The 26,377-nt window shown below is 66.1% G+C and carries 19 protein-coding genes; 2 read left to right on the top strand and 17 right to left on the bottom strand.

The annotated features are described in order from the left end of the window. Positions 1-55: 55 nt before the first annotated feature. The 15 genes from fliF to AC07NX_RS13990 all read right to left on the bottom strand — a co-directional run bounded on the left by fliF (position 56) and on the right by AC07NX_RS13990 (position 11,670). A complete protein-coding gene (gene fliF, locus AC07NX_RS14060; RefSeq protein WP_494642562.1) occupies positions 56-1,294 on the bottom strand; it encodes a flagellar basal-body MS-ring/collar protein FliF in 1,239 nt (412 codons plus the stop codon). 54 nt (positions 1,295-1,348) lie between these two features. Next, positions 1,349-1,666 (bottom strand): flagellar hook-basal body complex protein FliE, encoded by a 318-nt coding sequence (fliE, locus tag AC07NX_RS14055; protein ID WP_494642561.1) that lies wholly within the window; start codon positions 1,664-1,666, stop codon positions 1,349-1,351. Then, on the bottom strand, positions 1,666-2,079 hold the full coding sequence (flgC, locus tag AC07NX_RS14050; protein ID WP_494642560.1) for a flagellar basal body rod protein FlgC: 414 nt from the start codon (positions 2,077-2,079) through the stop codon (positions 1,666-1,668). The genes fliE and flgC overlap by 1 nt, the downstream gene beginning before the upstream one ends. A 2-nt stretch (positions 2,080-2,081) precedes the next feature. Beyond that, a complete protein-coding gene (locus AC07NX_RS14045; protein ID WP_494642558.1) occupies positions 2,082-2,414 on the bottom strand; it encodes a flagellar basal body rod protein FlgB in 333 nt (110 codons plus the stop codon). 9 nt (positions 2,415-2,423) lie between these two features. Continuing rightward, positions 2,424-3,551 (bottom strand): flagellar basal body P-ring protein FlgI, encoded by a 1,128-nt coding sequence (locus AC07NX_RS14040; RefSeq protein WP_494642556.1) that lies wholly within the window; start codon positions 3,549-3,551, stop codon positions 2,424-2,426. Further along, positions 3,551-4,147, bottom strand: a complete 597-nt coding sequence (locus AC07NX_RS14035) for a flagellar basal body L-ring protein FlgH (protein ID WP_494642555.1) — start codon at positions 4,145-4,147, stop codon at positions 3,551-3,553. The genes AC07NX_RS14040 and AC07NX_RS14035 overlap by 1 nt, the downstream gene beginning before the upstream one ends. Next, the gene (locus AC07NX_RS14030; protein WP_494642554.1) at positions 4,144-4,827 is read right to left on the bottom strand and encodes a hypothetical protein; all 684 of its coding nucleotides are present in this window, start codon (positions 4,825-4,827) and stop codon (positions 4,144-4,146) included. Before AC07NX_RS14030 ends, AC07NX_RS14035 begins: the two co-directional genes overlap by 4 nt. A 6-nt stretch (positions 4,828-4,833) precedes the next feature. Next, on the bottom strand, positions 4,834-5,604 hold the full coding sequence (locus AC07NX_RS14025) for a flagellar hook-basal body protein (protein ID WP_494642552.1): 771 nt from the start codon (positions 5,602-5,604) through the stop codon (positions 4,834-4,836). A gap of 1 nt (position 5,605) precedes the next feature. Then, positions 5,606-6,310 (bottom strand): flagellar hook-basal body complex protein, encoded by a 705-nt coding sequence (locus tag AC07NX_RS14020; protein ID WP_494642550.1) that lies wholly within the window; start codon positions 6,308-6,310, stop codon positions 5,606-5,608. A gap of 95 nt (positions 6,311-6,405) precedes the next feature. After that, entirely contained in the window at positions 6,406-8,436 is a 2,031-nt protein-coding gene (locus tag AC07NX_RS14015) for a flagellar biosynthesis protein FlhA (RefSeq protein ID WP_494642548.1), read from the bottom strand. Further along, positions 8,433-9,512, bottom strand: a complete 1,080-nt coding sequence (locus tag AC07NX_RS14010; RefSeq protein WP_494642546.1) for an EscU/YscU/HrcU family type III secretion system export apparatus switch protein — start codon at positions 9,510-9,512, stop codon at positions 8,433-8,435. The genes AC07NX_RS14015 and AC07NX_RS14010 overlap by 4 nt, the downstream gene beginning before the upstream one ends. After that, positions 9,513-10,244, bottom strand: a complete 732-nt coding sequence (locus AC07NX_RS14005) for a flagellar biosynthetic protein FliR (protein WP_494642544.1) — start codon at positions 10,242-10,244, stop codon at positions 9,513-9,515. It lies immediately after the preceding gene. A 34-nt stretch (positions 10,245-10,278) separates the two neighbouring features. Further along, positions 10,279-10,545: a flagellar biosynthetic protein FliQ gene (locus AC07NX_RS14000; protein WP_494642542.1), complete on the bottom strand. Its 267-nt coding sequence runs from the start codon at positions 10,543-10,545 to the stop codon at positions 10,279-10,281. Between the two features lie 97 nt (positions 10,546-10,642). After that, positions 10,643-10,987, bottom strand: a complete 345-nt coding sequence (locus AC07NX_RS13995) for a hypothetical protein (protein ID WP_494642541.1) — start codon at positions 10,985-10,987, stop codon at positions 10,643-10,645. An 83-nt stretch (positions 10,988-11,070) separates the two neighbouring features. Beyond that, positions 11,071-11,670 carry a hypothetical protein gene (locus AC07NX_RS13990; protein WP_494642540.1) on the bottom strand — a complete coding sequence of 200 codons (600 nt, stop codon included), beginning with the start codon at positions 11,668-11,670 and terminating at the stop codon, positions 11,071-11,073. Between the two features lie 126 nt (positions 11,671-11,796). Here AC07NX_RS13990 and AC07NX_RS13985 point away from each other — a divergent pair, with 126 nt between their 5' ends. Then, a complete protein-coding gene (locus AC07NX_RS13985; protein WP_494642539.1) occupies positions 11,797-12,009 on the top strand; it encodes a hypothetical protein in 213 nt (70 codons plus the stop codon). A gap of 28 nt (positions 12,010-12,037) precedes the next feature. Here the strand turns inward: AC07NX_RS13985 and AC07NX_RS13980 are convergent, their stop codons facing one another. Beyond that, positions 12,038-12,313 carry a hypothetical protein gene (locus AC07NX_RS13980; protein ID WP_494642537.1) on the bottom strand — a complete coding sequence of 92 codons (276 nt, stop codon included), beginning with the start codon at positions 12,311-12,313 and terminating at the stop codon, positions 12,038-12,040. 19 nt (positions 12,314-12,332) lie between these two features. Next, a complete protein-coding gene (locus AC07NX_RS13975; RefSeq protein ID WP_494642536.1) occupies positions 12,333-24,917 on the bottom strand; it encodes a pyocin-S2/colicin E7-DNase domain-containing protein in 12,585 nt (4,194 codons plus the stop codon). Between the two features lie 248 nt (positions 24,918-25,165). On the opposite strand from AC07NX_RS13975, the gene AC07NX_RS13970 reads away from it, so the two are divergent. Beyond that, positions 25,166-26,320: a tetratricopeptide repeat protein gene (locus AC07NX_RS13970; RefSeq protein ID WP_494642535.1), complete on the top strand. Its 1,155-nt coding sequence runs from the start codon at positions 25,166-25,168 to the stop codon at positions 26,318-26,320. Positions 26,321-26,377 lie beyond the last annotated feature (57 nt).

Genomic DNA, 26,377 nt, shown 5'->3' with positions numbered 1-26,377 from the left:
TACGTCGTCCGGGGACGATCGCGCCAGCTTGGCCACGAGACGGCGGAGCGACTGATCAGTAGCGCGGGTTCGCAACGGCCTCCCCTTCATCCAAGAGAGCCTTGAGACGGTCGGCATAGGCTTGCTGTTCTTTTGGGGCCAACCGCCGTGCGACGGGCCGTGACCGGTGCAGCAGCCAAGCCAGGAGCAGCAGCACCGCCAGGGCTAGGGCATAGATCAACGGAAGGGTCAGCGGGGTCGGCGCCTCCAGGGCAGGTCCCGCCCCCCAGGCACGCGGCGCGGCGCTGGGCGCGACGGGCGCTGGGGTCGTCGGCTCCGCCGCGACCGGCCCAAAGGACGCCCTGGACACCCCGATCGTCACCAGGTCGCCCGCGGCGGGATCAGCGCCGATCGCTTGCTCAGCCAGACGCCGGACCTGCTCCTCGAGTTCGGGCGACACGGGTTCCGGCAGGGTGATGTCGACCCTTACGCCCTGGCGGACGACGGGGGCGTCGCCGTCGACACGATCCTGCTGGTCCGCGCCACGGGCATGGCCGCTGAGGACAACGACGGTGAAGCGGTCCGCGGGCAGCACCTCCTGCACGGCCTGCCGGACCCGCGTCTCCAGCTCGCCCTGCACCGTGCCCGCACCGACCATCGCCGCCTGGGCCGGTTCGGTGCTGACGACATCGCCCTGCTCGTCCAGCACCACCACATTGGCCACCGTCAGGTCCGGAACCGCTGCGGCCACCAGCCTCTGGACACCACGAACCGTCCCCGGAGCCAGATGCTGGCCGGACCGGGGGACCAGACTCACCGACGCCTTGGGTGGGCGCTGGTCGGCGCGAAAGATCGTCGCCTCGGGAAGCGACAGATGTACGCGCGCCGTGTCGATCGCCTCCATCGTCATGATCGTGCGCGCCAACTCGCCCTGAAGGGCCCGCTGGTAGTTGATCTTCTGGGCGAACTCGGTCAGCCCCATGTCCGACTTGTTGAACAGCTCGAAGCCGACCATGCCTTTTAGCGGCAGATCTTCGCTCATCACGCTCAGGCGCGTGGCGTCCACCTGTTCGCGCGGAATCAGGATCGTGGCCCCCTGGTCCCGCAGCTTGTACGGCACCTTCCGCTTGTCGAGCTCCGCCACGATCGTGGCCGCGTCCATGGTGCGCAGGTCGGTGAACAGCACGCCATAAGGCTTGCGCAGCGTCGTCCAGTAGGCGGCGATCAGGATCGCGCACAGCAGGACCGCGCCGATCGCGACAAGGACGATCTGGCGCGTCGGACTGGCCGCCCGAAATTGGCCTAGCGGATTCATGCGGGCGCGAATTCCAGAACGACGACAAGGGAAAGCAGGGGCGGTTTCACGAGACTAGAGCTGCATCTTCGAGAGATCTTGATAGGCTTCGAGCAGACGCGTGCGGACCTGCATCGCCAGCTCGAACGACAGGCGCGCTTCTTCCAGCGCGAACGTCACCTGATGGATGGGCACGCTGTCATCGAGGGCAAAGGCGGTGACCGTTGCGTCGGCGGCGATCAGCTTCTGGTTCACTTGCTCGATCCCGCTGCTCAACAGCTGAGCGAAGGACGCTCCGGGCGGGGCGCGAGAAGCGAGCGGCGCGGCGTCCAGACGAGCCATGGACGGTTCGACCGCGACAGCGCCGATGGCCTGGATCGGAGGATGGCTCATCAGCGGCGCCCCAGTTCCAGGGCCTTGGCGTACATCTGCCGCGCTGCGCCCAACGCCACCAGGTTGGCCTCATAGGCCCTGCTGGTCTTGAGCATCAGGGTCATCTCGCCAGCATGGTCGAAGCCCGGATAGGTCACATAGCCTTCCGCGTCCGCTTGCGGGTTCGAAGGCTCCAGGACGCGCCGCGGCGGAGCGTTGACCGGCTCGACGCCATACGCGACGACGCCGGCGGCGTCCCCCGCCTTCAGCATTCGCTCGAACCCGACCCTGGGGCCCGAGACCAGTCGCATGGCGCGATAGGCTTCGCCGTTCGCCGTGCGCGTGGTGTTGGCGTTGGCCAGGTTCTCGGCGATGACCTCGAGCCGCCGCCACTCGACATCGAGTCCCGAGCGGCTGATTTCCATGGCCTGCATGGTCAGAGGGTCCCCTTGATGGCCAGCGCGTGCAACTGGAGTTGACGGTTCAGGACTTCGATCAGCGCGGCATAGCGCAGCTGGGTGCTCGATGCGGTGGCCATTTCCAGGTCCAGGCGAAGCTCCGGCTGATCCGAACGCTCGATGATCGGCTGGAGGTCGCGCACGGCGTCGCCGCCGCGCGCGGCGGCGGCCGACAGCGCCGCCTCGAAGGTGACGCGCGAAGGGCGATAGTTCGCCGTCCCTGCATTCGCGATATTCTCGGCGGTGACGATCGAGCGCTGGGAAAGCCCGTCCAGGGCCTTGAGCGCGGTAATGACGGCCAAAGAGTCCAAGACCCGCTCCTACTGGACCAACAGATCGGCGTGCAGCGCCCCGGCGGCCTTGATGGCCTGCAGGACCGCGATGGTGGTGCGCGTGTCGACATGGACCTTGGACAGGCCCTGTACGAGGTCTGCGACGGTGGTGTCCGGAAAGCTGACGACGGCGTCGGCCGGCTCGGAGATGTCCAGCTTGGTGTTGGTGACGATCAGGCTGCGCACGTCCGGCGAATCGCTCCACGGCCGATAGCCCACATCGCCGTAAGGCTGCGAAGCTTCGGATCGGGCGGTGACTGAAACCCGAATGTCGCCTTGCGAAATCACGACGTTGGAGATGCGCACGTCGCCGCCGGAGACCACCGTGCCCGAGCGTTCGTTGATCACCACGCGGGCCGGCGTGTCCGGATTGACCGTCACCGCCTCGATCCGCGAGATCAGGCGGAATAGCCCCGAGCGGCCGGCGGTCCCCGCGATGGAGACGGAGTCCGCGCCACGCACGGTGGCGATCGACGCCCCCCAGGCCAGGTTGATTGCGTCCGCCACCCGGACCGCGGTCGTGAAATCCGGCGACTTCAGCAAGAAGGTCAGGTCGCCGCCCTGGCCCAAAAGCTGGGCCTCGACCGAGGTCTCGACCGTGGCGCCGTCGGGCATGACGCCCGAGGTGGGATAATTTTTCTGCTGGCGATTGCGGTCGGAATCGAAGCGATAGCCGCCGACGACGAGCTGCCCCTGCGCCAGGGCGTAGCTCCTCTGGTCGGGGCCCAGCAGCGGCGTCATCAGCAGAGTTCCCCCGACCAGGCTGCGCGCGTCGCCGATCGAGGATACCGTGACGTCGATCCTGTCGCCGACGTTCGCTGAAGCGGGCAAGGTGGCTGTAACGATCACCGCCGCCACGTTGCGGCTTTGAATCTGGTCCTGCGGAACATTGGCGCCCAGACGGCCCAGCACGTTGCTCAGCGCCTGGCGGGTCACCTCGCTGCGCGGCGTGTCGCCCGAGCCCGAAAGCCCGGTGACGACGCCGTAGCCGACCAGGGCGTTGTCGCGCCAGCCCTGGAACCGGCCCAGATCCTTGACGCGCACCTCGTCCGCCCGGACGGGCGCGCCGAACGCCAGGCACAGCAGGCTCAAGACAAGTGCGACGGGGCGGTTCATCACATCAGGCCCAGCCAATTGAAGATGCGCGTCGCCGCTCCCGGCTTGCCGCTTCGCGAGACATAGCCGGAGCCATCGTAGTCGATCATCACGTCGGCCAGCCGCGTCGAGGCGACGGCGTTAGCGTTGGAAATATCCGCCGCCCTGACTCGACCCTGCAGTCGAATGAAGGTTCGCTCACCGCTGATGTTGAGGGTCTGCTCGCCGGCCACATGGAGGTCGCCGTTGGGTAGGACGCCGTCCACGGTTACGCTGATCTGGGCCAGCAGCTTGCCCGAGCGCCCGGTCTGCCCGGAGCCGTCGAACCCGCCGTCGAGACCGAGGCGAGCGCTGTTGGTCGATCCGCCGGCGTCGGCCTGGCCAGACAGGCGGTGCTTCTTGCTCGATCCCGTCTGGGCCGAATTCACCGCCGAGGAGGTTTCGTAGATGACCACGGTGAGCGTGTCGCCTAGCGCCTGGGCGCGACGATCCGAGGCTAGCGACGGCCAGTTGCCCGACTTGTAGAGATCGGTGGCCCCGGCCGGCGCGCTGGTCGCCAGCGCCGCGAGGCCGGTCACCGCCACCAGCAGGGCGGGGTGAAGGCGGGATAGGGTCAAGGCTGCACCTCCGGCGCCTGGGTGGCGAACACCACGCCGTCGGCGCCACGCACGAACAGTTCGCCGCCGGCCCGCGCGCTCTGGACCGCCTGGACCTCGCGCTCCACGGTGACCGCGCCGAACCGGGCGGACAGGCGGAGCGGCTGGCCAACGCGGATCGACGACAACAGGGTCAGGGGCGGCGCACGCACCACCTCGCCCGCCCGCAGGTCGCGAGTGGCGCGGATCGTCGCCGACGCCTGATCGTAGCGCCACGGCCCGGCCGGGTCGCCGCCGCAGGCGGCCGGGTCGAGATCGGTCCGGGTCAGCGTCCGCCCCGCAGCCGCCGAAACCCGCATCCGAGCGCAGGCGAACGTTGGCGCCCCCCGGGCGATGGCTGGCGACGCAACAGGGCGACGGACGACGATCTGGTCATCGCCGACATCTGTCAGGAACGCGCCAAGCGCCGGGATCTGACGACGGGCGACCTCCGCGATCCGGCGCGGCGTCGTCACCAACACCTCCCGGCCCGGGGCGAACCTCCCCACCGGCAGCCGTTCGGCCCGCCCCCGGAACTCGGCGGGAAGCGCCGACAGGTCCGCGACTTGGCCCAGCCTGACGGTGTCCCCGTCAGGCGCCCGGGGCGCCGACGCCGCACGGACCGGCGGCGGCGGCATCAGGGGAGGCTGGCCGATCATCATGCCCGACTAGCGCTTCAGTCCGTTGGCGATGGCCATCAGCTGATCGCCGGCCTGGACCACCTGGGCGTTGGCGGCATAGGCGCGCTGCGTGAGCAGAAGCGTCACCATTTCGTCGGCGATCTCTACATTCGACCCTTCCAAGGCGCCCTGGACGAAGGTCCCGCCGGCATCTTCACCGGCCGCGGCGGAAACAACGGCGCCAGGATCGCTGGCTTCGTAGATTCCGTCGCTCAACGCGGTCAGCGCGCCGGGATCCTGCACCATGGCCAGACCGATGCGCCCGAGTTCGGTGCGGGTCGTCGCACCGTCAACCGAGGCGGTCACCCGGCCATCGGCGGCGATGGCGATCTCGCGCGCGCCGGTCGGCGCCGAGATCATGGCGCGCAAGGGCATGCCGTTGGAGGCGGCCAGGAAGCCGTCGCCGTTGATCGTCAGCGCGCCGCCGCGCCAGAGCCGGGCCTGGCCGCCGGGGCCCAGGAGCTCGATGAAGCCCTCGCCGCGGATCGCCAGGTCCATCGGGCTTCCGGTCTGCTTGATGTCGCCCTGGGTGAAGGATCGCAGTCCGAAGGCGGCGGCGACGCCGGACAGGTCCGGCTGGCCATCGGATCTGGTCAGGGAGTCGAGCGCGTCCGGGGCCGGAGCGATCAGTTCGGAGAATCGAACACTGGCGCGCTTGAAGCCCACGGTGTTGATGTTGGCGATATTGTTGGCGGTGACATCAAGCGCGCTCTGTTGCGAGCGCAGCCCGGTAGCCCCGATATAGAACGCACCGTTCATTCTATGACTGTCCGAACGAAGTGACCGCACGACCCATCAGGTCGTCGTAGACATTGGCCAAGCGCTGCCCGGTTTCGGCGCGCCGCAGGGCTTGCATGATGGTGAGCATTTCGTCGCCCATCGAGACGTTCGACGCTTCGAGCACGCCCTGGCGGACCACCGGATTCGCCACGGGGTGGAGATCACCCTCGGGGGCGGAGAACAGGCCCGATTGGGTGCGCGAGAACACCGCGGGATCGGCCGCGTCGACAATCGCCAGGCGCCCCAGCGGTTCGCCGTTCTCGATCAGCACGCCGTCGGCCGTCACCGTAAGGTCGCCGCCGTGAAGGACAAGGTCGCCACCGCCCTCCAGTTGAACGGTCTGCCCCTCGCCGGTCGTCACGCGGCCGTCCGAAGCGCGCTGAAGTTGACCCTTGCGCGTGTAGAAAATCCCGTCGTCGGTGCGCACGACAAAAAAGCCCGCCCCTGCGAGACTCAGGTCAAGACCGCCGCCCGTCTGGAGCGCCTTGCCCACCGAGAAGTCCGTCCCGTCGTTGCGGGCGGCGAGCTCCTGACCATCGACACCGCCCTTCTGGAGCAAGGTCGAGAACTCCACATGGCGCTTGTAGCCCGGTGTGGTGACGTTCGAAATGTTCTGGCCCGCGATCTCGGCGCTGCGCTCCGACTGCGTCAGAATCCTCGATACCAGATCTATAATTTGCCCCATGCCGAATTAGCTATCCAATAGTCAAGCTATCAGCAACCGACATTCCAACGCCGACACATTTTGTGACCTCGCAACCCTGGCTACGGGTAGCCAACCTACTCCAGATTGATCACGTCGAACGATTTCAGATCAATCGTGTGGGGAACCTCGTTCACCGAAATGATCGCCAGCCGCGGCACGTTGCGGCGCGTGAACGTCCGAAGGTGACGGCGAATCTCGCCTCCGCACAGCAGCACCGGTGAGAAGCTCTGCTGGAGCATGGCGTCCGCCGCCGGGATGAGTTTGCGCATTAGCTGCTCCGCCAATCTGGGCTCGATCACCAGCGCGCTCTTGCCGTCGCTGCGCCGCAGGGCGTCGGTGATCTGCGCTTCCACCCGCGGATTGAGGCTGAGAACGGAAAGCTGATCGTGCACGCCACGAAGGTCATGGCAGATGCCGTGACTGAGGCGCTGGCGCACCAGTTCGGTGATCTCCGCATGATCCTTGGTGTGGCGCGCCACATCGACCAGGGCCTCGGCGATCAGGTCGATATTGCGGATTGAAACCCCCTCGCCCAGCAGGTTCTGCAGGACCCGTTGGATGTCGGACACCGTCAGGATCGCCGGAACCAGTTCCTCGATCAGGCCGGGCTGCCGGATTCGCACGCCTTCCAGGAACCCGACCACGTCGGTGCGCGAGAGCATCATGGGCGCCTCGGTGCGCAGCACCTCGCCCAGATGGGTCATCAGCACGGTCAGGGGATCGACCAGCGTATAGCCCGTTTCCTGGGCGCGATCGTGCTGGCCCGGCTCGATCCAGACGGCCGGCAAGCCAAAGGCTGGATCCCGCGTCGCCAAGCCGGACAGGCCTCCGCTGGGCGGCCCGGCCCCGATCGCCAGGGTCATGCGCGGGAACAGGCGGCCATGCGCATGTCGCGCTCCGCTCAGGACGATTTCGTAGTCGTTGCCGTCCAGGTGAGAGCCGTCCTTGAACAGCACCGCCGGGAAGCCGAAGCCCACGGCCTTTTCCTGCTGCCGGCGCAAGATGGTGACCCGCTCGCCGAGGATCGCCTTCGTCGGCTGCCAGTGATCGTTGAGCTCCCTGCCCAGCATAACCTCGATCGGCGCCGGGGCGCGTGCGTCGCTGACCACGTTGGCCGGATCGGCGGGCGACTCGGTCGCGGCGTCGGCCAGGACTTGTCGCCGCCGGCGCGAGGCCAGCCACATCGCGCCGGAGATGGCCATCAGGATCAGGATCGGCCACTTGGGCATGCCGGGCATGATCAGGAGCAGGGCCAAGGCGGCCACCACGATCAGCGGGATCTTGGGCACCGACGAGAGCTGACTGAACAGCTCGGTGCTCAATTGCCGGTCGGCCGCCGAGCGGGTGACGATGATGCCGGTGGCCACCGAGATGATCAGGGCCGGGACCTGGGTGACGATGCCGTCGCCGATCGTCAGCAGGGTGAAGGTCTGCAGGGCTTCCAGCCACCCCATGCCCATCTGGGCCATGCCGATGAACCAGCCGGCGAAGATGTTGATCAGCAGGATGATGATGCCGGCGACCGCGTCGCCCTTCACGAACTTGCTGGCGCCGTCCATCGCGCCGTAGAATCCGGCTTCCTTCTCGATCTCCTTGCGCCGCCGCTTGGCCTCGTTCTGGTCGATGAGTCCCATGTTCAGGTCGGCGTCGATGCTCATCTGCTGGCCCGGAACCGCGTCCAGCACGAACCGCGCGGCCACCTCGGACACGCGCTGGGCCCCGGAGGTGACCACCACGTACTGCACCACCACTAGGATGAAGAACACCACCAGCCCGACGATGAAGCTGCCCTGCACCGCGAAGGCGCCGATCGCTCCGATCACCTCCCCGGCGCTGCCTTGAGTCAGGATCAGGCGGGTGGCCGCGACATTGAGCGACAACCGATACAGCGTCATCACCAGCAGCAGCGACGGGAAGGTCGAAAACGCCACCGGCTTCTCGACATAGAAGGTCATCAGCAGGATCGTTAGCCCGAAGGCGAAATTGACGATGATCAGAAGGTCCAGAAGGACTGGCGGGATCGGCGCAAACAAGACGAGCAGGATCGAAACGACCCCGATGACCAGAAAGAGATCCTGATTTTTACCGAAGAAATTTCTGATCATGACATCGATGCTTTTGGAATCGGCGATTTTCTCTCACGCAAGGTGAGATAAAGCTTGGCGACAGAGGCGTAATAGGCGTCGGGGACGATCTGATCGAGTTGACACCCCCGATACAGGGCCCTGGCCAGAAGGCGATCCTCGACGATCGGCACGCCGTAGCTGAAGGCCAACCCCTTCAGGCGCTGCGCGAACTGGTGGGCGCCCTGCGACACCACCATCGGGGCGACCATGGTCTTGGCGTCATATTTCAGCGCGACGGCGAAGTGGGTGGGGTTGGTGACGAGCACGTCCGCGCCCTTGAGGTTGCGCAGGCTCTGGCTCATTTTCACGAATTCGCCGTGCAACTGCTTGCGCCGCTGCTTGATCCTGGGCTCGCCCTCGCGATCGCGGGATTCACGGCGCAACTCGCGGCGGCTCATCCGCATCTGCTTGGAAAACTCCCGGCGGACCAGCACCTGGTCGATGGCGGCGAACAGCGCCGCCGCGCCGGCGAAATAGAGCAGCAGCCGAAACGTCGTCGCGCCCATCATCCGGACCAGATCGGTCGCGTCGGCGGCCGCCGGTCCGCCCACCTTCAACGTCGAGCGGATCAGCAGGTAGGCCAACACCACATAGACGGCGAGCTTGACCAGGCTCTTGCCTGTCGCCGTCAGGGTGCGCAGCGAGAAGACGCGCTTGAAGCCCTTGGCCGGGCTCAGTCGCGAGAAGTCCGGCTTGAGCGGAACGGCCGAAAAGACCAACCCCGTCTGGGCGACCTCGAACGCCAGGACCACCACGAAGGTCGCGGCGACCAGAAAGGCCAGTGGCTGGAACACCGACGCCAGAAGCACGCCCGTGACGTGGAGAATTTCGTGCTGGCTGCCCACGACGTTGGGCGCCGCCACGAAGGCGCGTTCCGACGCGTGCAGGATCTGGCCCTTCAAGGCGGGACCGGAGATCCACAGATAGCCCACGAACGCCAGCAGGGCGGCCAGGAAGCCCAGGTCCGCGCTGCGGGCCACCGCGCCCTTCTCCCGGGCCTTCTTGAGCTTGAACGGCGTCGCGCGTTCCGATCGGTTTTGCTCGGCTTCCTCCATCTAGAACAACCTTGGAATCGTATCGAGCGTCAGGGCCATCAGCCTGACCATCAGGGCGCCGCAAGCGCCGATGGTCGCGGGCAGAACCAGCAACAGCAACAGGCTCTTGACCTGCAGGCCCAGGACCAGGACGTTCATCTGGGGCAGCGTGCGCGACAGCAGGGCGATGGCCACGTCGGCGAGAAACAGGCCCAGCACGGCCGTGGCGACGACGCCGAAACTGATGAGGAAGACCACGGACATGAAGTTCGTCAGGGGGGCCAGCGTCGTGGGCATCCGGGCCGCGCCCAGCGGAATGGCCTCCAGCGACGCCGCCAGCAGCTTCAGCAGGCTGACATGCCCGTCCATGGCGAAGAACACCGCGCCGGCCGCATAGGCCAGCATGGAGCCGACCAGCGGGGACTGGGCCTGGCTGGTCGGATCGATCAGGGTCGCCAGGCCGTAGCCGGCCTGGATGTCGACCGTGCGGCCCGCCAGGTAGAGCGCCCCGAACGTCAACTGGAAGGCCAGCACGAAGATCGAGCCGATCATCAGCTCCCTGGCGGCCACGATCACGAGATGGGCGAGCCCGAAGTCGGACAGGCGGGCCGAAGGCGGCAGCGACGACGCCAGCAGCGTCGCCAGTCCCAGGCCGAAGAAGACGCGAAACGACGTCGGCGTCCGGGTCAGGGAGAAGGGCGGCGCCATGGCGAACACCGGGGCGACACGCAGCCCCAGCAGGAGACTGGTCAAAGCCCATCGGGTCAGATCCGTCGTCGTCACCCGGCTAGCTGAGCGAAGGGATCAGCTTGAAGGCGTAGATCGCGAAACTCGCGACCCGGCTGATCATCCAACCGCCCAGAGCCATCAGGACCACGACCGCGACGACCAGCTTGGGAATATAGCTGAGCGTCGATTCCTGGAGTTGCGTCGCGACCTGCACGACGCTGATCAGCAGCCCGACGGCCAGGGCCGAAACCAGGACGGGCGCCGAAATGATCACACTGTTCCACAGGAGCTGCTTCATCAGCTCCAGAGCCTGATCGGCGCCCATCCGTTTTCCCCGGCCTAGCTTCGTCGCTTCGCACGAGCGCGTGACGCGAACAAGCCACCCTGCTCCAGAAAAACGTGTAGCGTCGGACGCCGACGCTTCAGCGGGCGCCGGCCCGCAGGTCCGAGACCGCGCGGGACAACAGTTTGGCCGTTCTCGGCTCGGCTTCGATCGTCTCGCTCACCCGGTCGACGATCTGCTGGAACTTGGCTTCGTTGAGCAGGGCCGGGCCGAACCCCTCCGACAGGGCGGCCTGGATCAGCGCCCGGCTCAGCTGCCGGTCATCGACGCCCTCCACGGCGGCCAAGGCGTGAACCCCCTCGAGGCCGACCACTTTCGAGTCGCCGGCGCCGCGGGGCGCGGCGACCGCGGACCCCTTCGCGCGCTCCTGCAGCTTTCGCCGCAGCAGCATGACCAGGCGATCGACGTTGGAAATCGGATCCATGACCTAATCCCGACCGGCGGCGCGAGGGCCGCGCCTCCTGCGTTCCTTAGAGAATCTGGCACCCGTCGAAAAGACAAGACCCGTCAGGACCGCCAAGCGCGGACAGGGCCCACTTGATCCGCGCCGCCAGAAACGCGGCGAGCAGATCCCCAGTCAAGCCATCGGGACGCGGCGGTGACATTGCGAAAGCCCGCGCACCAGAAGGTCATAGCGTCGAGAAGCGATCCGGCCAAGATTACCTCGCCCTGACCGCCAGCAAGGGCCTCCCGGTTCCAGACACCGCGCATCGGGCCGGGCAGGAAGAGGTCAGTTGGCGTCCCCGGTCGCAGATCGTCCCTGATCTTGCGGCCGTGAACCTGAACGACCTCGCCATTCTCGCCGAGGATCGGGACGATCAGGCTGCCGTTGAAGTGCTCGTGGCCGGAGGAGCGGTAGAGGCCGATCCGTTCCAGTTGGCCCCGGATCGCCGCGCCCGCCTTGCGGGTCTTCTCGGGCAGTCGCAGGCCGAGCGTGCGGTTGGCGTAGCCGAGGCGGAAGCGGTCGATCAGTTCGCCGTGGATCAGACCCTTGGCCTGAAGGAATTCGATGCCTTCCGGCGCCTGCTTGAGAGCGTCGGTGTAGAAGTCGAGCACACGCTCAAGCAGAGAATGGTCGTCGATCTCCGACGCAGAAGTTAAGCCCAACCTTTATCCCCGATACAAACCCAAGACGCACTTTACGAAATCGCACAGTATTGGCGATAGTTCACAAGCAGAGTTGGAATGTATCGAAAATTTCTACGCGCTGCCAGCCACATGAAGAAAGGGAATATGAAAGCACTGTCCGCGCCATGCGCGTCCTACATCGCGGACAGCTTCAATGAAGCGGGCCACCGCAGCACGCCAACCAATGAACAACTATTCGGCAAATGGGCGAGCTTGACCATGCGAGCCATCTTCATTCCGGAAGGCCCAAATGCCAGCTTCCTGCCCATTCTCATTCCGCCCTTCAGCAGCAAGGGCACCGTTCTTACCGTTGCATAGCTACCAAGCCGCACCCATGAGCAACCCGCTACATTGTGAGCGATCTTAGCGGATGGCCAGACGGCAGCTCTGATATCGGAACGTCAGCAACTTTTCGAAGAGGCATACTCATTGCCCGATCAACAATCTGCTCATCCGTCATTGGATCAAGGCATTCTACGATCAGCCACCTCGCGCCCACCGGATCAGGGCACCCGGCACAGAACATCAACAAGACCTCGTCGCTCTCCTTGTCTCCAAGACCATAAGTCTTTGGATTCATGAGCTTATCAAGCAGCTCAAGCAATTGCTCTCGGCTCAGCATCACACTCTTCACTCCCCCCTTAGAGACCTGTCTCGTAGTGTATAGAGTAGTGCACCTTCGGAGAAACGATCTGAAGGTTGCTTAAATCATACACTGAGCCACCGTTGGCGATGGGGTTCGCGTGGTGCAGGTTGAACTTTTCGCCAAAGGCACCGGTCTCCGCAAGAAACTCCCTTGGGGCGAACGGCGCGTTACCCGCCCTCATTTGTGCCAAACTCGTCCGAGAGAAGCCAGCACTTAGCTCTGGGTGCCCTCCAATTTGCTCCCAAACGGCGGATCTCAGATCGTTGAAAGAGTTGAACGTTTGACCAGCGAGCACGTCCCCCACTTGCGATGGGATCGGCGTCGGAACGCCGGGGTCAAGCCATCTTCCAGCCGCTGGCGAAAGCTCACCACTCACCGTAGCAACTCCGGGCGCGCTCCTCAGTTGGCCTGCACTGAATGATAGTTCTGTCTTTGCGGTGGACCCGAACATCCGCACGGAACCCGACTCATCGGCCAAGAAACGCCCAGTGAATCGCGCTGCCGGACCGACAGCCCCGGCCGCCCTGGTTGCCGCGATGGGGCCAGCCGCAACGTTGAACGCCAAAGAGCCGACCAGTTCGGTCGCTTGGGCAGCATCCGCGCTCATCCCAAGGGCCATCAAACCCTGTTGGGTCATCGTGGCCTGTGGGATTCCAGTCTTGTAAGCCCTGTAGCTTGTCAGCCCCACATCAACGCCATGCGCGATCAACGGCACACCCAGCACCGCACCGCCGCCGGTGCTGCTCGCGAATAGTCCGGTTCCGACCTCGCCGACCGCGCCAACCATGCCCACGGCCAATCGCCGCTCAGGCGTGGCGTTCATCCAACGTGCCGCAGGATCAGCAACGTACCTCTGGACGGGGTCGGCTGCGGCCTTGGCATCGGCAAACTCGGCCTGCCGCTGCCTGAAGTAGTTGTACTGGGACACGCTGGCGAACGCGGCTTGCGAGGTTCCGGGCTGCGCGCTCCGCGAGGATGGCGATTTCAGGTAGAACAGTTGGCCTGCGGCCTCGATCGAAGCCACGATGCGCTGAAGCGTCGTACGGCGTGGCGCGGTGACCACGACCGGTTCGACAACGTTCTCGCCCAACGGATCGCCGGAAAGCGTTCCAGCCTGAACGAGGCTGACCTGCCCGCCTTGCGATCCGCCGTAGCCCGTCGGACGGCTCGATGTGCCGCCGCCCATATCCGAGCCAGACCATCCGGCAACGCCGCCGTAATCGCCAAGATCGAGGCTCTGATCGTCGATCTGGTAGTTCCCGCCCAGCGGGGTTTTCAGCCGCAGTTCGCCCAGATCGCTATTGGACCGTTTCTCGGCCGATTGTGCTCCGATTTTGGCGCCGATGGCGTTCCCAATTGTGCTGCCGATCACGTCCGGCAGCGCCTTGAGGATGTTGTCGCCGAAGTCTGTGCCTTCGAGCAGCGAGCGGCTCGCCGCCCCGGCCACGGCGCCGGCCGCGCCCGAGACCAGGCTGTTGGCCAGGCCCGTGGAAGACCAGGCCGGGCCTTGCGGCATCCACCCGCTGACGCTGGCCGACACTCCGCCGACCACGGCGCCGACCGCCACCCCGGACCAGTCGAACCGATCCTGCAGGCCCGTGGCGACGCCGATCCCCTGGGTGATGACGTTGGCCGTCGCGCCCCGAACCGCGCCCTGGGCGAGGGCGCCGCCGATCTTGTCGAACAGGCCCGCGCCTTGCAGACCCCCTCCGACCCCGCCGGCCACGGCCGCCATGGCCACGCCCTTCCAGCTGAACTTGTCCTGGACCCCTGTCGCCACCGCGAAGGCTTGGCTGGCGACACTGCCGACCGCGCCGCCGATCGCCCCGGCGCTGACGGCCGTGGCCAAGCCCACCGAGGCGAAAGTCGCGTTCGCTCCGGCCATCGCCGTCAAGGCCGCACCGGCCGTCACATAGGCCACCGCCACGGCGACCACGACCGTGAGGATCTTTCCGACCGTGCCGCAGCCCTTGGCCTTGGCTTGCGGCTTGGGCTGGGCCTGGGTGGTGGGATTGACGTCGCCGATGGCCTTGTTGGGGTCGTAGACCCGGAAGGTGGCGCTGGTGTTGTGGAAGTTGGTGACCTTGGCCGGAATGATCAGGATCATGCCGGCGGAAATGGCGTCACCGATGCTCAGGCCGTTGGCCTGGGCGATCAGGTACCACATGGCCTCGTCGCCCCAGACCTGGGCGGCGATCGAGCGCAGGGTGTCGCCATCGCGGGCGGTGATCCGCGTGTCGGCCATGCCCTCGGAGGTGGGATTGATCGGGTCGAAGCTCTGGTCGAAGTCGGCCGCGGAGACCCCGGCGTCGAACCCGCCTTGGAACGGCCCGTTGGTGCTGGCGTTGCGCTGGGCTATGGCGGTGACGTAGTCGGTGTCGCTGGGCCCGTTATTGCTGATCTCGCCCAGCTGGCGGCCTTCGAACTGGTAACGCAGCTGCCGGGGATCGCCGGTGGTGCGGCCGTCGGCCTCCCGGCGCGACAGGATCTGGCCCTCGGCGTTGGTGACATAGGTCACCGTCCGTGGCCGCCCGTCGGAGATGCTGACCGCCGACAGCCTGCCGGTGGTGTCGTAGACGAAGCTGGAGCGGTTGGTCGTGGCGAGGCTGACATTAGGCCTGTAGACGACCTCGCCCTGCCGCGCCCCGTCCCACCAGACGTAGCTGGTGGCGGTGTCGGAGGTGGTCGTCTGGCCCGACGTGGTGGTCTGGGTCCGGGTGTGGGTGATCACCCCGCCCAGATAGGCTCCGTCATAGACCCCCGAACCCGCCGTGGCCTCGGTCCTGTAGTCGTTATGGATAACGCTGGTCGATGTCTGCGCCACGACCGTCTCGTCGGAGATCTCCCCACGGTAGCTGTAGGTCAGGGCGCGGCTGTAGGTCAGCGCGCCGTCCACGGCGTATTCCTCATACTTCAAGACCCGGCCCAGGAGGTCGCGCAGGTTGCGGACCATCAAGCTGGGCGAGCCGGTGACGAGGTTGGGCTCGCTATAGCCGCCGTCACGGACGGCGGTCTGGACGTAGGTATCCCGCGCGGTCGAAACCGTCGAAAGATAGCCGTCTTCCGTATAGGTATAGGTTTCGCGGCGGTCGGCGCCGAAGTTCTGGCGGTGGATCAGCGGTCGCCCGGCCTCATCGTATGGGTCCGCCTCGATCTCGACAGCCACACTCACCATCTGGGTGGTGGTGGCCATCTGCCGTTGGCCCGCCAGGTCATAGGTAATGTCCGTGCCGGTGATCCCGCGACCGATCTGACCGCTGCCGCGGGCGCCGGTGAAGGTCCCCTTCGTGGTCACGAAGCGGTTCATGTTGTCGTAGCGATACCAGAAGTCTTGCCCCGGTGCGGACGTGGCGGCGCCATTGGAGTCGAGATTCGAATAGGTCGCGGCCATGTGGCGCACGTTGCCGACCGCGTCGTATTCGTAGTTGATCGTCGCCGGAACCACGCCCCCCTCGCCCGTGTCGCTGAAGCTGACCATGCGGTTCAGGGCGTCATAGGTGACGACGGCGTTCTGGTGCGAGGTGGTGTAGTCGTAGGCCTGGTACGACACCGCCGTCTCGTAGGCGTTGTCGTACCACTGGTCGTAGCCGTAGCTGTAGCTGTAGACGGCCCGCGTGCCGTAATTGCGGGTGGTGTAGGCCTCGGTCAGGCGGTTGCCGTCGGCGTCGTAGCCGTAGACCGTCTTGGCGGTGACATGGTCGTCGCCGCTGTCGGTCTGGTCGGAGACCTGGGCCAGCTTGCCGGTGTTGTAGTAGGCGTAGGTGCGGGTGCTGGCGACCGAGCCGCTGATGGTGCTGACCTGCTGGACAACCCGGCCGGCCTTGTCGAACTGAAAGTTGAACTGGTGGCCGCCCAGGTCGGTGCGCGCGGTCGTATGGCCGTAGTAGTCGAGCGTCTCGACGGTGGTCAGGCCGCTGACGTGGGTGGTGGTCTTGGTCCAGCCGCCAAAAGCGCCCAGGCCCGAAGTCGTGATGGCTCCGTCGAACGTATAGACATAGCTGGTGCTGGCTCCGCCATAGGCGGTGGTGCGGGAAACACGACCTTGCCGGTCGTAGTCGGTGGTCTCCGCGACGCCGGAACCGAACTGCGAGTTCCAGTGCTTGAGCCTCTGGCCCAGCCCGTCATAGCTATAGTAGTCGGCCAGGGCCACGGCCGCGCCTGTCTGGTTGCCGGGGGTGTTGGGCGCCCGGCTGGCATGGGTCACTGTGATCAGCCGGCCCATCATGTCGTAGTCGCGCAGCTCGACGGCGTTCAGCTCGTTGGTGATCGATCGCGCATTGCCGAAGATGTCGTAGGCTGTCCGCACCACGCCGTAGTCGGCATGGGTCTCGACGGTCACCAGGGCCTCTTCGCCGTCGTAGCCCGTGCCGCTGAGCAGCTGGCGGGTGGTGACATTGTTGTTGGCGTCGCGCACCGCGACCAGGCGCCCGGAGAGATCGTAGAAATAGGAATCGATGGGACGGTCACCGACGGTGATCGCGCCGTTTTCGGCCGTGGTGTTGACGGCCGGGCCCAGCTTCTGGATCAGCTTGCCCATGGTGTTGTAGGCGAAGTCGGTGACGTTGCCGCGGGCGTCGGTCTCGCGGACCACCTCGCCGAAGGCGTTGTAGGCCCGCTTGTGGCTGACCAGGGCGGTGTCGGTGACGGCCGGATTGGCCGCGTTCTGGTTCAGCTCCCGGAAGGTCTCGCGGGTCTCGATGTTCTGGCCGCGCTTGTCATAGACAGTGATGGTCGGCGCGATGGTGTTGCTGACGCCGGCGACAAAGGCGTTGCCTGTCGCCGCGCCCGCGCCCTGGGATTCCAGGTCGCCAAGGGCGGCTTCGATGTTGGTATAGTTCGCGCCGGCCAGGTCCCGGCCCGCCGAGCTGATGGTCAGGGTCTGGGCGCCGGCGCCGTCATAGAGGTGGAGCCGGGTGACGCCGTCGCCGGTCGTGGAGCGCCACATCCGCCCGCCGGCGTCGTAGTCGAACGTCTCCTGATAGACCGGCGCCCCCACGCTGCCGGACGTCAGCCCCTTGCCAGTGACTTCGCCGAAGGCGTTGTAGCGCAGCCAGGTCCGGTCGCCGGTGGAGATGCTCGTCGGGCTGTTGACCGTGATGGTCGCCTGCATGGTCAGCCGGCCCAGGGCGTCGTAGCGATAGCCCACGCCGTCGGTCACCGTCGTCCCGTTCGCCTTGAGGCGGACGAAGCTCTCCCGCACGACGTGCCCCATGACGTCATAGGCGTAGTTGCGGGTGAAGCCTTCCGCGTCGGTCATCGAGGCCAGGCGCCCGCCCGCGCCGTAGGCGTACGTGGTGATGCGGTTGGGGCCGGTAGCCGGATCGTATCGCCCCTCCCGGGTTCGAACGATGTTGTTCAAGCCGTCGTAGAAGGTGGAAACACGATGCTGGGTGCTGGTCCCGCCACCGCCGTAGTCGACGACCGGCGAATCCAGGACGTCGGTCTGGCGGCCCTGCAGATCATAGAAATAGGCGACGAACTCGCCGGTCCCATAGATCTTGCCGGTGACCTGTCCCAGCCCGTTGTAGCTGTAGGCGATCGTGCTGGTCCCGTAGGTGTCCTGCAAGGCTCCGTTGCCGGCGTCGACCTTGCCGATCCTGACGTTGGCGCGGGTCTCGCTCAGACGCCGGCCGTTCTTGTCGTAGGTGAAGGTGGTCGTGCGGTCGTTATTGTTGACGTCGCGCTGGGCTTGGGACTTCAGGTCATAGGGATTTGTTTGCACCGAGGCCTGCCAGGGCAGGCGGATCGCCAGCCGTTCCTCGCGTGTGACATTTCCTTCGCCGTCGCGGTCGTAGAACGTCATGTAGTTTTCTTGATCGATCCGAACGATCTCGTGGCCGACCTTGTCGTAGTAGCTGAGGATCACGCCCCCGCGGCCGTCGACCTGCCGCACGACATTGCCCATCGCGTCGTACTGAGTCTGGGTGACCACCGAAACGACCGAGGTCGCATAGGCCCCGGACACGAACTGGCCAGTCCGCAGATTGGCCACGCTTGTCGAGATCAGGCGATTGTTGCTGTCGTAGGCATAGGTGGTCTCGCGGTAGTTGCCCGCGTTGACCGGCGCCGGCGGCGCGCCGCCGGCCGTGCCGGGCAGCGCCACCGCGTCGCCGTAGATCCTGGCCGAGACGGCGTTGCCGGCCGCGTCATAGGTCCAGGTGCTCAGCGTTCCCAAGGCGTCGATCTGGCCGATCTTGCGATCGAGCGCGTCGTAATAATAGAGCGTGCGCTTGCCCGCCGCGTCGGCGCTCTGGATGAGGTTGCCGCGCTTGTCGTAGACCAGGGACTGGCTCGGCGTCACGCTGGTGACGGTGAAGAGGTCCGTGCTCATCACCTGGAGGGCGTCGCCCGTCTCCTTGATCAGGCGATCAAGCTTGTCATAGGCAAAAACGGTGGTGCGCTGCTCGGCCAAGCCGAAGGCCTCGATGGCCTTGGTGCGGTTGCCGCGACCGTCGTACTCGTAGGTGTTGACGATGTTGGTCGATTGCACCGAACCATCTGCCCGGGTCGACCCGACCGGTAGGACCTCGCGGATCAGCAGGCCGCGCTTGTCATAGGTGCTGGTGGTGACGCCGCTCAGGCGGTTGGTGGTCGAGATCCGGTCGCCGAACGCATTGAGCGTGTAGCTCTCGGTGAAGTTCATCGCGTCGGTGGTCGAAATCACCCGGCCGAGCTTGTCCAGCCCGATAGTCGTGACGGCGTCGGCCGCACTAGGATTCAGCGTCGGACGTGTAGTCACCGAACCGATGTTCGTGGCCCTGAGGGCGTAACGCTTGACACTGGCGACCTCGCCGCCGGCCGCATAGCTGGTCTCGGTGGCGTAGCCTTCCGGATCGATCTGCAGGGTCAGCTGGTTGAGCGCGTTGTAATAGAAATAGCCCGCATTGCCGCGCGCGTCGGTCACCTTCACCCGGTTGCCAAAGGCGTCATAGTCGTAGGTCGTGACGGCGTTGACGCCGGTGTCCAGCGGAACGGTTTCGGTCTTCACCCGCCCAGCGGCGTCATAGGCGTAGGTGGTGACGTAGTTGCGGCCATTGGTGCGCGTCAGCACGCGACCGAGACCGTCATAGGTGTACTTGGTGGTGGAGGCGTCGGTGGTACCGTAGCCCCGGGTTTCGCTCGTCACCCGGCCGGCGGCGTCATAGACGCGATGGGTGGTGGCCGCATCGGTGGTCGCGTTGGCCGCCGTGCTGTCGATGATCTGGCCCAGGGCGTCGAGCGTGAACCGGGTATGGAGGCCCAGCGCGTCCATCACGTCGTACAGACGTCCGGCCGTGTCGTAGGCGTAGGCGGTCTGAGCCGCGGTGGCCGGCAACGCGCCGATCAGCGCGGCCAGACTGGCCTTGGTGTCGCTGTCGGCGACGGCATAGCGGTCGGCGTAACGGATGATCCGGGTGGTTCGACCGGCGGCGTCGTACTGGGTCTCGCTGACATAGCCCTCGGCGTCGACCTGGTAGACCGCCCGCCCGGCGCCGTCATACAGGGTGCGGCTGATCCGATCGTCATCGATCTGAGTTCCGCTCAAAGCCGCGGACCAGGAGACCATGGTCTCCTGGCTCGGGTCGGCGGTGCCGATGTAGGTCGTTTCGTATCGACGTGTTTTCACCAGGTCGCCAGCCTGGTTGTACGTGTAGCCGGTAACGCCTCCCGTGGCGTCGATGCTGAATATCAGCCGGTTCGCCGCGTCATACACCATGCGGGTGACCCGCTTGTCTGGCGTCGCGGGCGAGGCCATGCCGGTGCTGGTGATCTGGCCGTCGATATAGCCGACCGTGTACGGCCAGGTGGCGGCGATCGAGCCCGGGAAGACCTCCGTACGGATCAGGTTGCCGGCGTTGTCGTAGACATATCGGGTGGGCCGCAGCGCCGTGTTCAGGACATAGCGCAGCCGACCGGCGCCGTCGTAGACGTTGACCGTGAACTCATCGGCGGCCGTGGTCGCGACGGCGCTGGTGACGTTGGCGGCGGTGATCGCCAGCGGCAGCGCCGCGAGGGTCGAGGCCGCCATCTGGCTGGCATAGGCCCGCGTGACCAGAACCCGCCCTTCGCCGTCATAACTGGTGTTGGTCACCGCGCCGACCGGGTCCACGGTCCAGATCACGCGGTTCTCGCCGTCGTAGACGTAGCGCGTGATCCCTTTGGCCGCGTCGGTCACGGCGACGACGTTGCCGTTCTTGTCGTAGGCGTACTCGGTGGTGAGGTTCAGTCCAGCGGGATCGACCTGGGTCTTGGTCCGCCGGTCGGCGTTGTCGTAGGTGTATTTGGTGACCCGCGCTGCGGACGTCCCGACCCCTTCTGTGACCGTGAGGACCCGGTCTCTCTTGTCGTAGGTATATTCCGTGCGCAAGGAGGCGACCACGACCGCGGTCTGGCGACCGGCGTTGTCGTAGGTGATCGTGGTGACCCGGTTCGCCGGGTCGGTCACCTTCACCTGCTGGCCCCGGGCGCTGTACTCGTACTTGGTGAGCAGGTTCAGGCCGCCGACGTCCTCGGTGCGGGTCAGGAGACGATTGACGGCGTCGTAGGTGTAGCTGGTCTTCGATCCGTTCGGATCGGTTACCTGGATGAGATGACCGGCGGCGTCATACTGGTTCTGGGTCTGACCGCCCAGGCCATTGATGGCGACGACAAGATCGCCGTCGGCGTTGTACTGGTAGATCTTCGTGCGGCCGGCGCCGTCCGTGACCTGCACCGTCTGGTCAAGAGCGTTGGTGATTGTGGTGACCATGATCCCTTCGGGGCTGGTCATGCTCACCTGACGATTGAAGGCCGTGTAGGCGAAGGTCGTGGTCTTGCCCGTGCGGTCGGTCTGGGTCAGGAGATTGCCCCGCCCGTCATAGCTGTAGCTGGTGGTCAGCCCCGTCCCGTCGGTCGAGGTGACAGTACGGCCGGCGCGGTCATAGCTCGTCCAGTGCTGCTTGCCGTTGGGATCGGTGACCAGCACCGTCCGCCCGAAGGCGTCCAGGCTGAGGAAGGTCGACAACTGCAGGATGCCAACGCCCGCGTCGCGGGTTTCACCCGTCAGGAGGCCGCGCCGATCATAGGCGCGGCTGGTGAGCACCAGGGACGTCCCTTCGGTGGGCGCCCGGGTGGCCGTCAGCTGGCCGAAGGCGTTGTAGTCGTAGGTCGTCGTCGCGCCCATGGCGCCGACCGTCTGGCTGATCTGGCCGGTCAGGTTGTAGTCCGTATGGACCCTGCTATCGACGCTGGAGTTGGTAATGGCCGTGACGGCCGAGACCACGTCGGTGGTGAGCAGCCCGCCGGTCAAGGTGGCCAGGGTCGACGTCCCAAGCCGCGCGCCGTGGACGATAACGTCCGACAACCGGCCAAGGGCGTCATAGAGCCGCTCCTCGACCTCGCCCAGCGGGTTGATGGTATGAGTGAGTTCTCCATCCCTGTTGTAGTAGTACAGCGTGCGCACGCCAGCCCCGCCGGCGCCGTCCGGCTCGGTCTTGGAGATCAGTCGATCGGCGTCGTCATAGGCGTAGGTCGTGGCGTAGAGTGCGTCGATCGCGTTGAGCTGCTCCTGGGTCGGAGCTTCGCCCAACGCCGCCAACGCCGCGCTGCCTACACCCGACAGTTCTTTGACGAGCCGTCCGCGCAGGTCGTAGCGACGGTTGGTCCCCCGTGAAACATCGGCCGCAGTGACGAGCGTCGAGGTCAGCCGGCCCAAAGCGTCGTAGGTATAGCTGGTGGTCTCCGTCCCGCCCCCCGTGAGGACCTTGGTTCGGCTGTAGAGCAGCCCCTTGCCCCCCCAATGATAGGTCGTGGTTTCGATGGCCCCGGAGGGGGCCGCAGAGACCACGTTGGCCAAGGTCGCCGCCACCCCGGCCGCCAGTTTCTGACCTCGGATTTCCTCCCTGACGTCGCCGGCGGCGGTGTAGTTGTAGCGGGTGACGTCGCCTTCGCCGTCCACGGTCGCGCGCAGCAGACCCTGACCGTCATAGATATTGCGTTCGTGGATGTCCTGGGCGCTCTGGGCGCCGGAGACCACGGTCGCCAGGAGCTGGGCGAAGGTGTCGGTCGCGCGGTTGCCGCCCGTCGGCGTCGCGTACCGGACGGTTTCGATCAGGCGTCCGGCCTTGTCGTAGATCAGCTGGGTCAGAAAACCCTCGCCGTCCAGCGTTCCCGCCAACCGGTCCGCGCCGGTATAGAAGTTTCGGGTCAGGCGATCGAAGGCAGGAGCCGCCGTCGGAAGCACCTTGGAGGTCGGCGGGCTGGACTTCAGCGTCGCGATCGTCAGCAGGTTGGCGTAGCCGTAGGTCGAGACCAGCCGAGAGGCCCCGTCATAGCTGAACTCGGTGACGGCCCCCCGCGCGTCGATGGTCTCGACCAGGCGTCCGGCCGCGTCGTAGATGCGCCACTCCCATTGATCGACCGCCGCGTCGGCGACCGGCCGCACGCTGGCCAGCTCCACTGCGGTCGGTTTGCCGGCGCTGTCGGTCAGGGTCGCGATCTGGCCGCTGCTGAGCGCGGCCTTGTAGCGGATCGTGCGAACCAGCCGGTCGTCGCTGTTGTAGACATACTCGACCAGGGACCCGTCGGGGGCGATGTCGGCCACCTTGCGGCCGACGCGGTCGTAGAGGTACTGGGTCTTGAGTCCCGTGGGATCGATGCTGACGCGCAGACGACCCTGGCTGTCGTAGACGAAGCTGGTGGTTGAGGTTCCCTGCCCTGCGACGGCGCCCGACGTGGCTTGGCTGATCAATTCGCCGGCCAGGTTGTAGGTCGAGGTTTCCGTCGTCAGACCGTCGGCCAGGGTGACGACCGTCTGGCTGGCGGAATCGAGGAAGGCGATGCTGGTGCGCTTGCCGCGCAGGTCGGTCGAGGCGATCAGGCGTCCCAGGCCGTCATAGACGAAGGTCTCGTAAGGGTTCGAGCCTTCCGGGTCGCCATTGCCGTCCGCCGTCATGCGGCCCAGCAGATTGCCGGCCTGATCGTAGATGAAGACGGTGGTCGAAACCTCGCTCGGGTCGCTGAGGTCGAACCCGCCCGTGGACAGCAGCTTGCCGTACCGTGTGATGCTGGCGACATTGCCGCGGTAGTCGTAGGCGGTGTCGGTGCGTACGCCGGTGCTTTTGTCGGCGACCGTACCAAACCAGTCCGCCACCTGGCTTTCCGTCGGCATGACGCCCGGGGCCCAGGTGCTGATGTCCATCTGGCTGCCGGGCAAACTGAACACGACCGTCTGCTGGCCGACGGCGTTGTAGCCGTAGGCGGTGACCAGGCCGTCCGGGTCGAGCCGGAACCTCAGATGGTTCTCGACGTCGTAGACGAAGCGCGTGGTCAGGGGGTTAGACGGCTGTCCGGAACCGGCCCCGTCGGGATCGGGGGTCAGATAGCGCGTTTCTCCGAGCAGTTCGTTCCTGGCGCCGTAGAGACGCGTGACGGTGACGCCCGCCTGGTTGCGTTCGAGCGTGAGATTGCCATTGGCGTCGTATTCATAGGCGACCAAACTGGTTCCCGACGCCACGCTCGTGACGTCGCCATTGGCGTTGTAGGCGAAGTCGGTGACCTGCGCCGTCGCGCCGGCCTCCGCCGGCGGCCCCGTCAGACGGGTCAACTGTCCGCTGGCGTCGTAGACCAGGCTGGTGATCTGTCCGCCCGGATCGGTGACCGTGGTTGTCCGCGTCGCGGTGTTGTAGCCGAAGGTCGTCACGCGCTGGACGCCGGACGCCGCCGTCTGGGTCAGGGTTCCGACGCGATAGTCGCCCGCCGTGGGCTGCACATAGGCGATCTGCAGCAGCGAGCCGTCGGTCTGGCCGATGGAAGCGACCCGCTTGCTCGTCCCGTCATAGGTGTAGGTGGTGACATAGGTCTTGGTGTCGGTGACCGAATTATCATCCGGCGTCAGGTCGACCGTCACCGTGCTCAGGCGGTTTTGCGCGTCATAGCCGTAGCGGACCCGCGTCAAGGTCTCGATCGTGCTCCCGGCCGGCCTGTAGCCGGTGACCACCTGGGTCAGCAGCGTCCCCGAATAGACCAGGTCGGTGTAGTAGCCGTCGGCCGTCGTCACGCGGGAAAGCTGGCCGTTCGCATAGCTGAAGGTCAGGGTGTTGCCGTCGGTGTCCCGGCTGGAGGTGATCCTGCCGCCGGCGTTGTTGTCATAAAGTTCGACAAGGCGGCTCGAACCGTCGGTCCACGTCCAGGTCGAACCGGCGAACGTCAAGGTGTCGTAGGCGCCGTCGCCCTCCTTGGAGACATAGGCCCCGCGCGCGGCGTCATACGCATAGACGACCTCCGAGCCGTCCCAGTCGACGCGCTTGATCGTGCTGCCGGCGGTGTTGACCGTGCCCGTCAGGCCAGTGACCTGCCGTTGGGCGCTGACCCTCCAGTTGTCACCGTTGTCGTCGGTGAAATTGCCCTGGCTGTTGTAGGTGCGCGCGATGACGTCGTCGGGCCCGAGTCCCGTCAACGTCTCGTCGATCTTCTGGATGACCAGGTTGCCGTTGGCCGCGTTGACGTAGACGTTCTCGCCGCCTCGCCCCAGCGCGGCCTGGCCGAGCTGCCCTCGCGAACCCAACACCCAAGCCGAGCTGCGAGAAACGCCCACACCCGCGCCGGTGACAATCGCGACCATCGAACAACCCCTACCCTGCACTGGAAGGGCCGCCCCACGGACTCCACCTCCATATCTACGGGGTCCGACGCGGGACGGATCGGTTTAGAACTTTCTTTCGGAAATCCTCAAAGGCGCAGCAAACATCAGAAATATATAGATAATATTCTTCGGGCGAGGCGTTCTTGCCGCTCCTGGGCCATGACTGTAGGTTGGCCGTCGGCTCCAGCGTCGCTTGACGCGCGGACGCGATTTTGAGGTCTCAGTCCATGAGCGTTTCGACCGCCGCGCCCTCGCCGGAATCTCGCCTGCAGGGGCTGCTCGATTTCCTGCAACACGACCAGGACAACCTCGGTCTGATCGCCGAGGCCGCCGCCGCCGCCCTGGACGCCGGAAACCTCGCCGAGCTCGAGCGCCTGACCGAGCGGCATGAAAGCCTCGCCCCCCTCACCCCGGCGATGCTGGGCCTGCGCGGCGTGGCCTTGCTGAGTCGAGGTGATCCGTCCGCCGCTGCGGCGCTGTTCGAGACCTTGTTCCTGGAAGCTCCAGACAACCCCGCGATCGGTTTCAACCTGGCCTGGGCGCGGGGGCTGACGGGCGACTATGCCGGCGCCTTGGAAAGCCTGCCGCACGCGGTCGCCGCTGGAGTGCCCGGCGCGGCGGCGTTGCAGGTGAGGGCCCTGCATCACTTGGGACGAGTGGACGAGGCTTTGGCGCAGGGAAAGGCGCTGGCCGAGCAGCGGCCCGGCGACCAGGACCTGGCCGCCGCCGTGTCCCAGGTCGCCATCGACGCCGAGCAACTGGACTTGGCTCGGCACTTTGGCGAAAGGGCCGGCCCCCAACCCGACGGCCTGGCCAGCCTGGGCGCGGTATGCCTGAACGACAACAAGGTCGAGGAAGCGCTCGCCTATTATGACCAGGCGCTGAAGGGCGATCCGAACAATGCCCGCGCTCTCCTGGGTCAGGGACTGGGCTTGCTGATACGCAACCAGGAAACCGTCGCCGCCGAGCGCCTGACCCAGGCCGCGGAGATCTTCGGCGACCATCCCGGCGCGTGGATCGTCGCGGGCTGGGCGCGCTACATTCTGGGCGACCGCGCCGCCAGCCGCGCGGCCTTCGAGCGCGCCCTGGCGGCCGATGACACCTTCGCCGAAAGTCATGGCGGTCTGGCGGTGCTCGACGCCGTCGAAGGCCAGTACGACAACGCCCGGCGGCGCGTGGACGTGGCGCTCCGCCTGGACCGGGCCTGCTTCTCGGGAATCCTGGCGCGGAGCATGCTCCTGGAGCACGAAGGCGAGCCCGACAAGGCCGCTCGCATCCGCCAGATTGCGCTGAACACGCCCATCGCGCCGGACGGCCGGACGATCGCCAGTTCCCTGGTCGCCCTCGCGCCGGGGCGCCGCGGCCGCCCGGACGCGCCCTAGGGTCTTTTAGCCTCACATGGAATCATGTGAGGCGTCTAAAAAAGGCTATAGATCAGA

This window comes from Caulobacter sp. GW821-FHT09A05 (assembly GCF_059418465.1).
Note: the sequence above shows the minus strand (reverse complement) of the source record. Positions and strands in the feature narration are given on the sequence as shown.

Bases quoted from the DNA above. Each gene is read 5' to 3' on its own strand.
- fliF (WP_494642562.1), bottom strand. From the start codon at position 1,294: ATGAATCCGCTAGGCCAATTTCGGGCGGCCAGTCCGACGCGCCAGATC.
- fliE (WP_494642561.1), bottom strand. From the start codon at position 1,666: ATGAGCCATCCTCCGATCCAGGCCATCGGCGCTGTCGCGGTCGAACCG.
- flgC (WP_494642560.1), bottom strand. From the start codon at position 2,079: ATGCAGGCCATGGAAATCAGCCGCTCGGGACTCGATGTCGAGTGGCGG.
- AC07NX_RS14040 (WP_494642556.1), bottom strand. From the start codon at position 3,551: ATGAACCGCCCCGTCGCACTTGTCTTGAGCCTGCTGTGCCTGGCGTTC.
- AC07NX_RS14030 (WP_494642554.1), bottom strand. From the start codon at position 4,827: ATGATGATCGGCCAGCCTCCCCTGATGCCGCCGCCGCCGGTCCGTGCG.
- AC07NX_RS14025 (WP_494642552.1), bottom strand. From the start codon at position 5,604: ATGAACGGTGCGTTCTATATCGGGGCTACCGGGCTGCGCTCGCAACAG.
- AC07NX_RS14020 (WP_494642550.1), bottom strand. From the start codon at position 6,310: ATGGGGCAAATTATAGATCTGGTATCGAGGATTCTGACGCAGTCGGAG.
- AC07NX_RS14015 (WP_494642548.1), bottom strand. From the start codon at position 8,436: ATGATCAGAAATTTCTTCGGTAAAAATCAGGATCTCTTTCTGGTCATC.
- AC07NX_RS14010 (WP_494642546.1), bottom strand. From the start codon at position 9,512: ATGGAGGAAGCCGAGCAAAACCGATCGGAACGCGCGACGCCGTTCAAG.
- AC07NX_RS14000 (WP_494642542.1), bottom strand. From the start codon at position 10,545: ATGGGCGCCGATCAGGCTCTGGAGCTGATGAAGCAGCTCCTGTGGAAC.
- AC07NX_RS13995 (WP_494642541.1), bottom strand. From the start codon at position 10,987: ATGGATCCGATTTCCAACGTCGATCGCCTGGTCATGCTGCTGCGGCGA.
- AC07NX_RS13985 (WP_494642539.1), top strand. From the start codon at position 11,797: ATGAAAGCACTGTCCGCGCCATGCGCGTCCTACATCGCGGACAGCTTC.
- AC07NX_RS13980 (WP_494642537.1), bottom strand. From the start codon at position 12,313: ATGCTGAGCCGAGAGCAATTGCTTGAGCTGCTTGATAAGCTCATGAAT.
- AC07NX_RS13975 (WP_494642536.1), bottom strand. From the start codon at position 24,917: ATGGTCGCGATTGTCACCGGCGCGGGTGTGGGCGTTTCTCGCAGCTCG.
- AC07NX_RS13970 (WP_494642535.1), top strand. From the start codon at position 25,166: ATGAGCGTTTCGACCGCCGCGCCCTCGCCGGAATCTCGCCTGCAGGGG.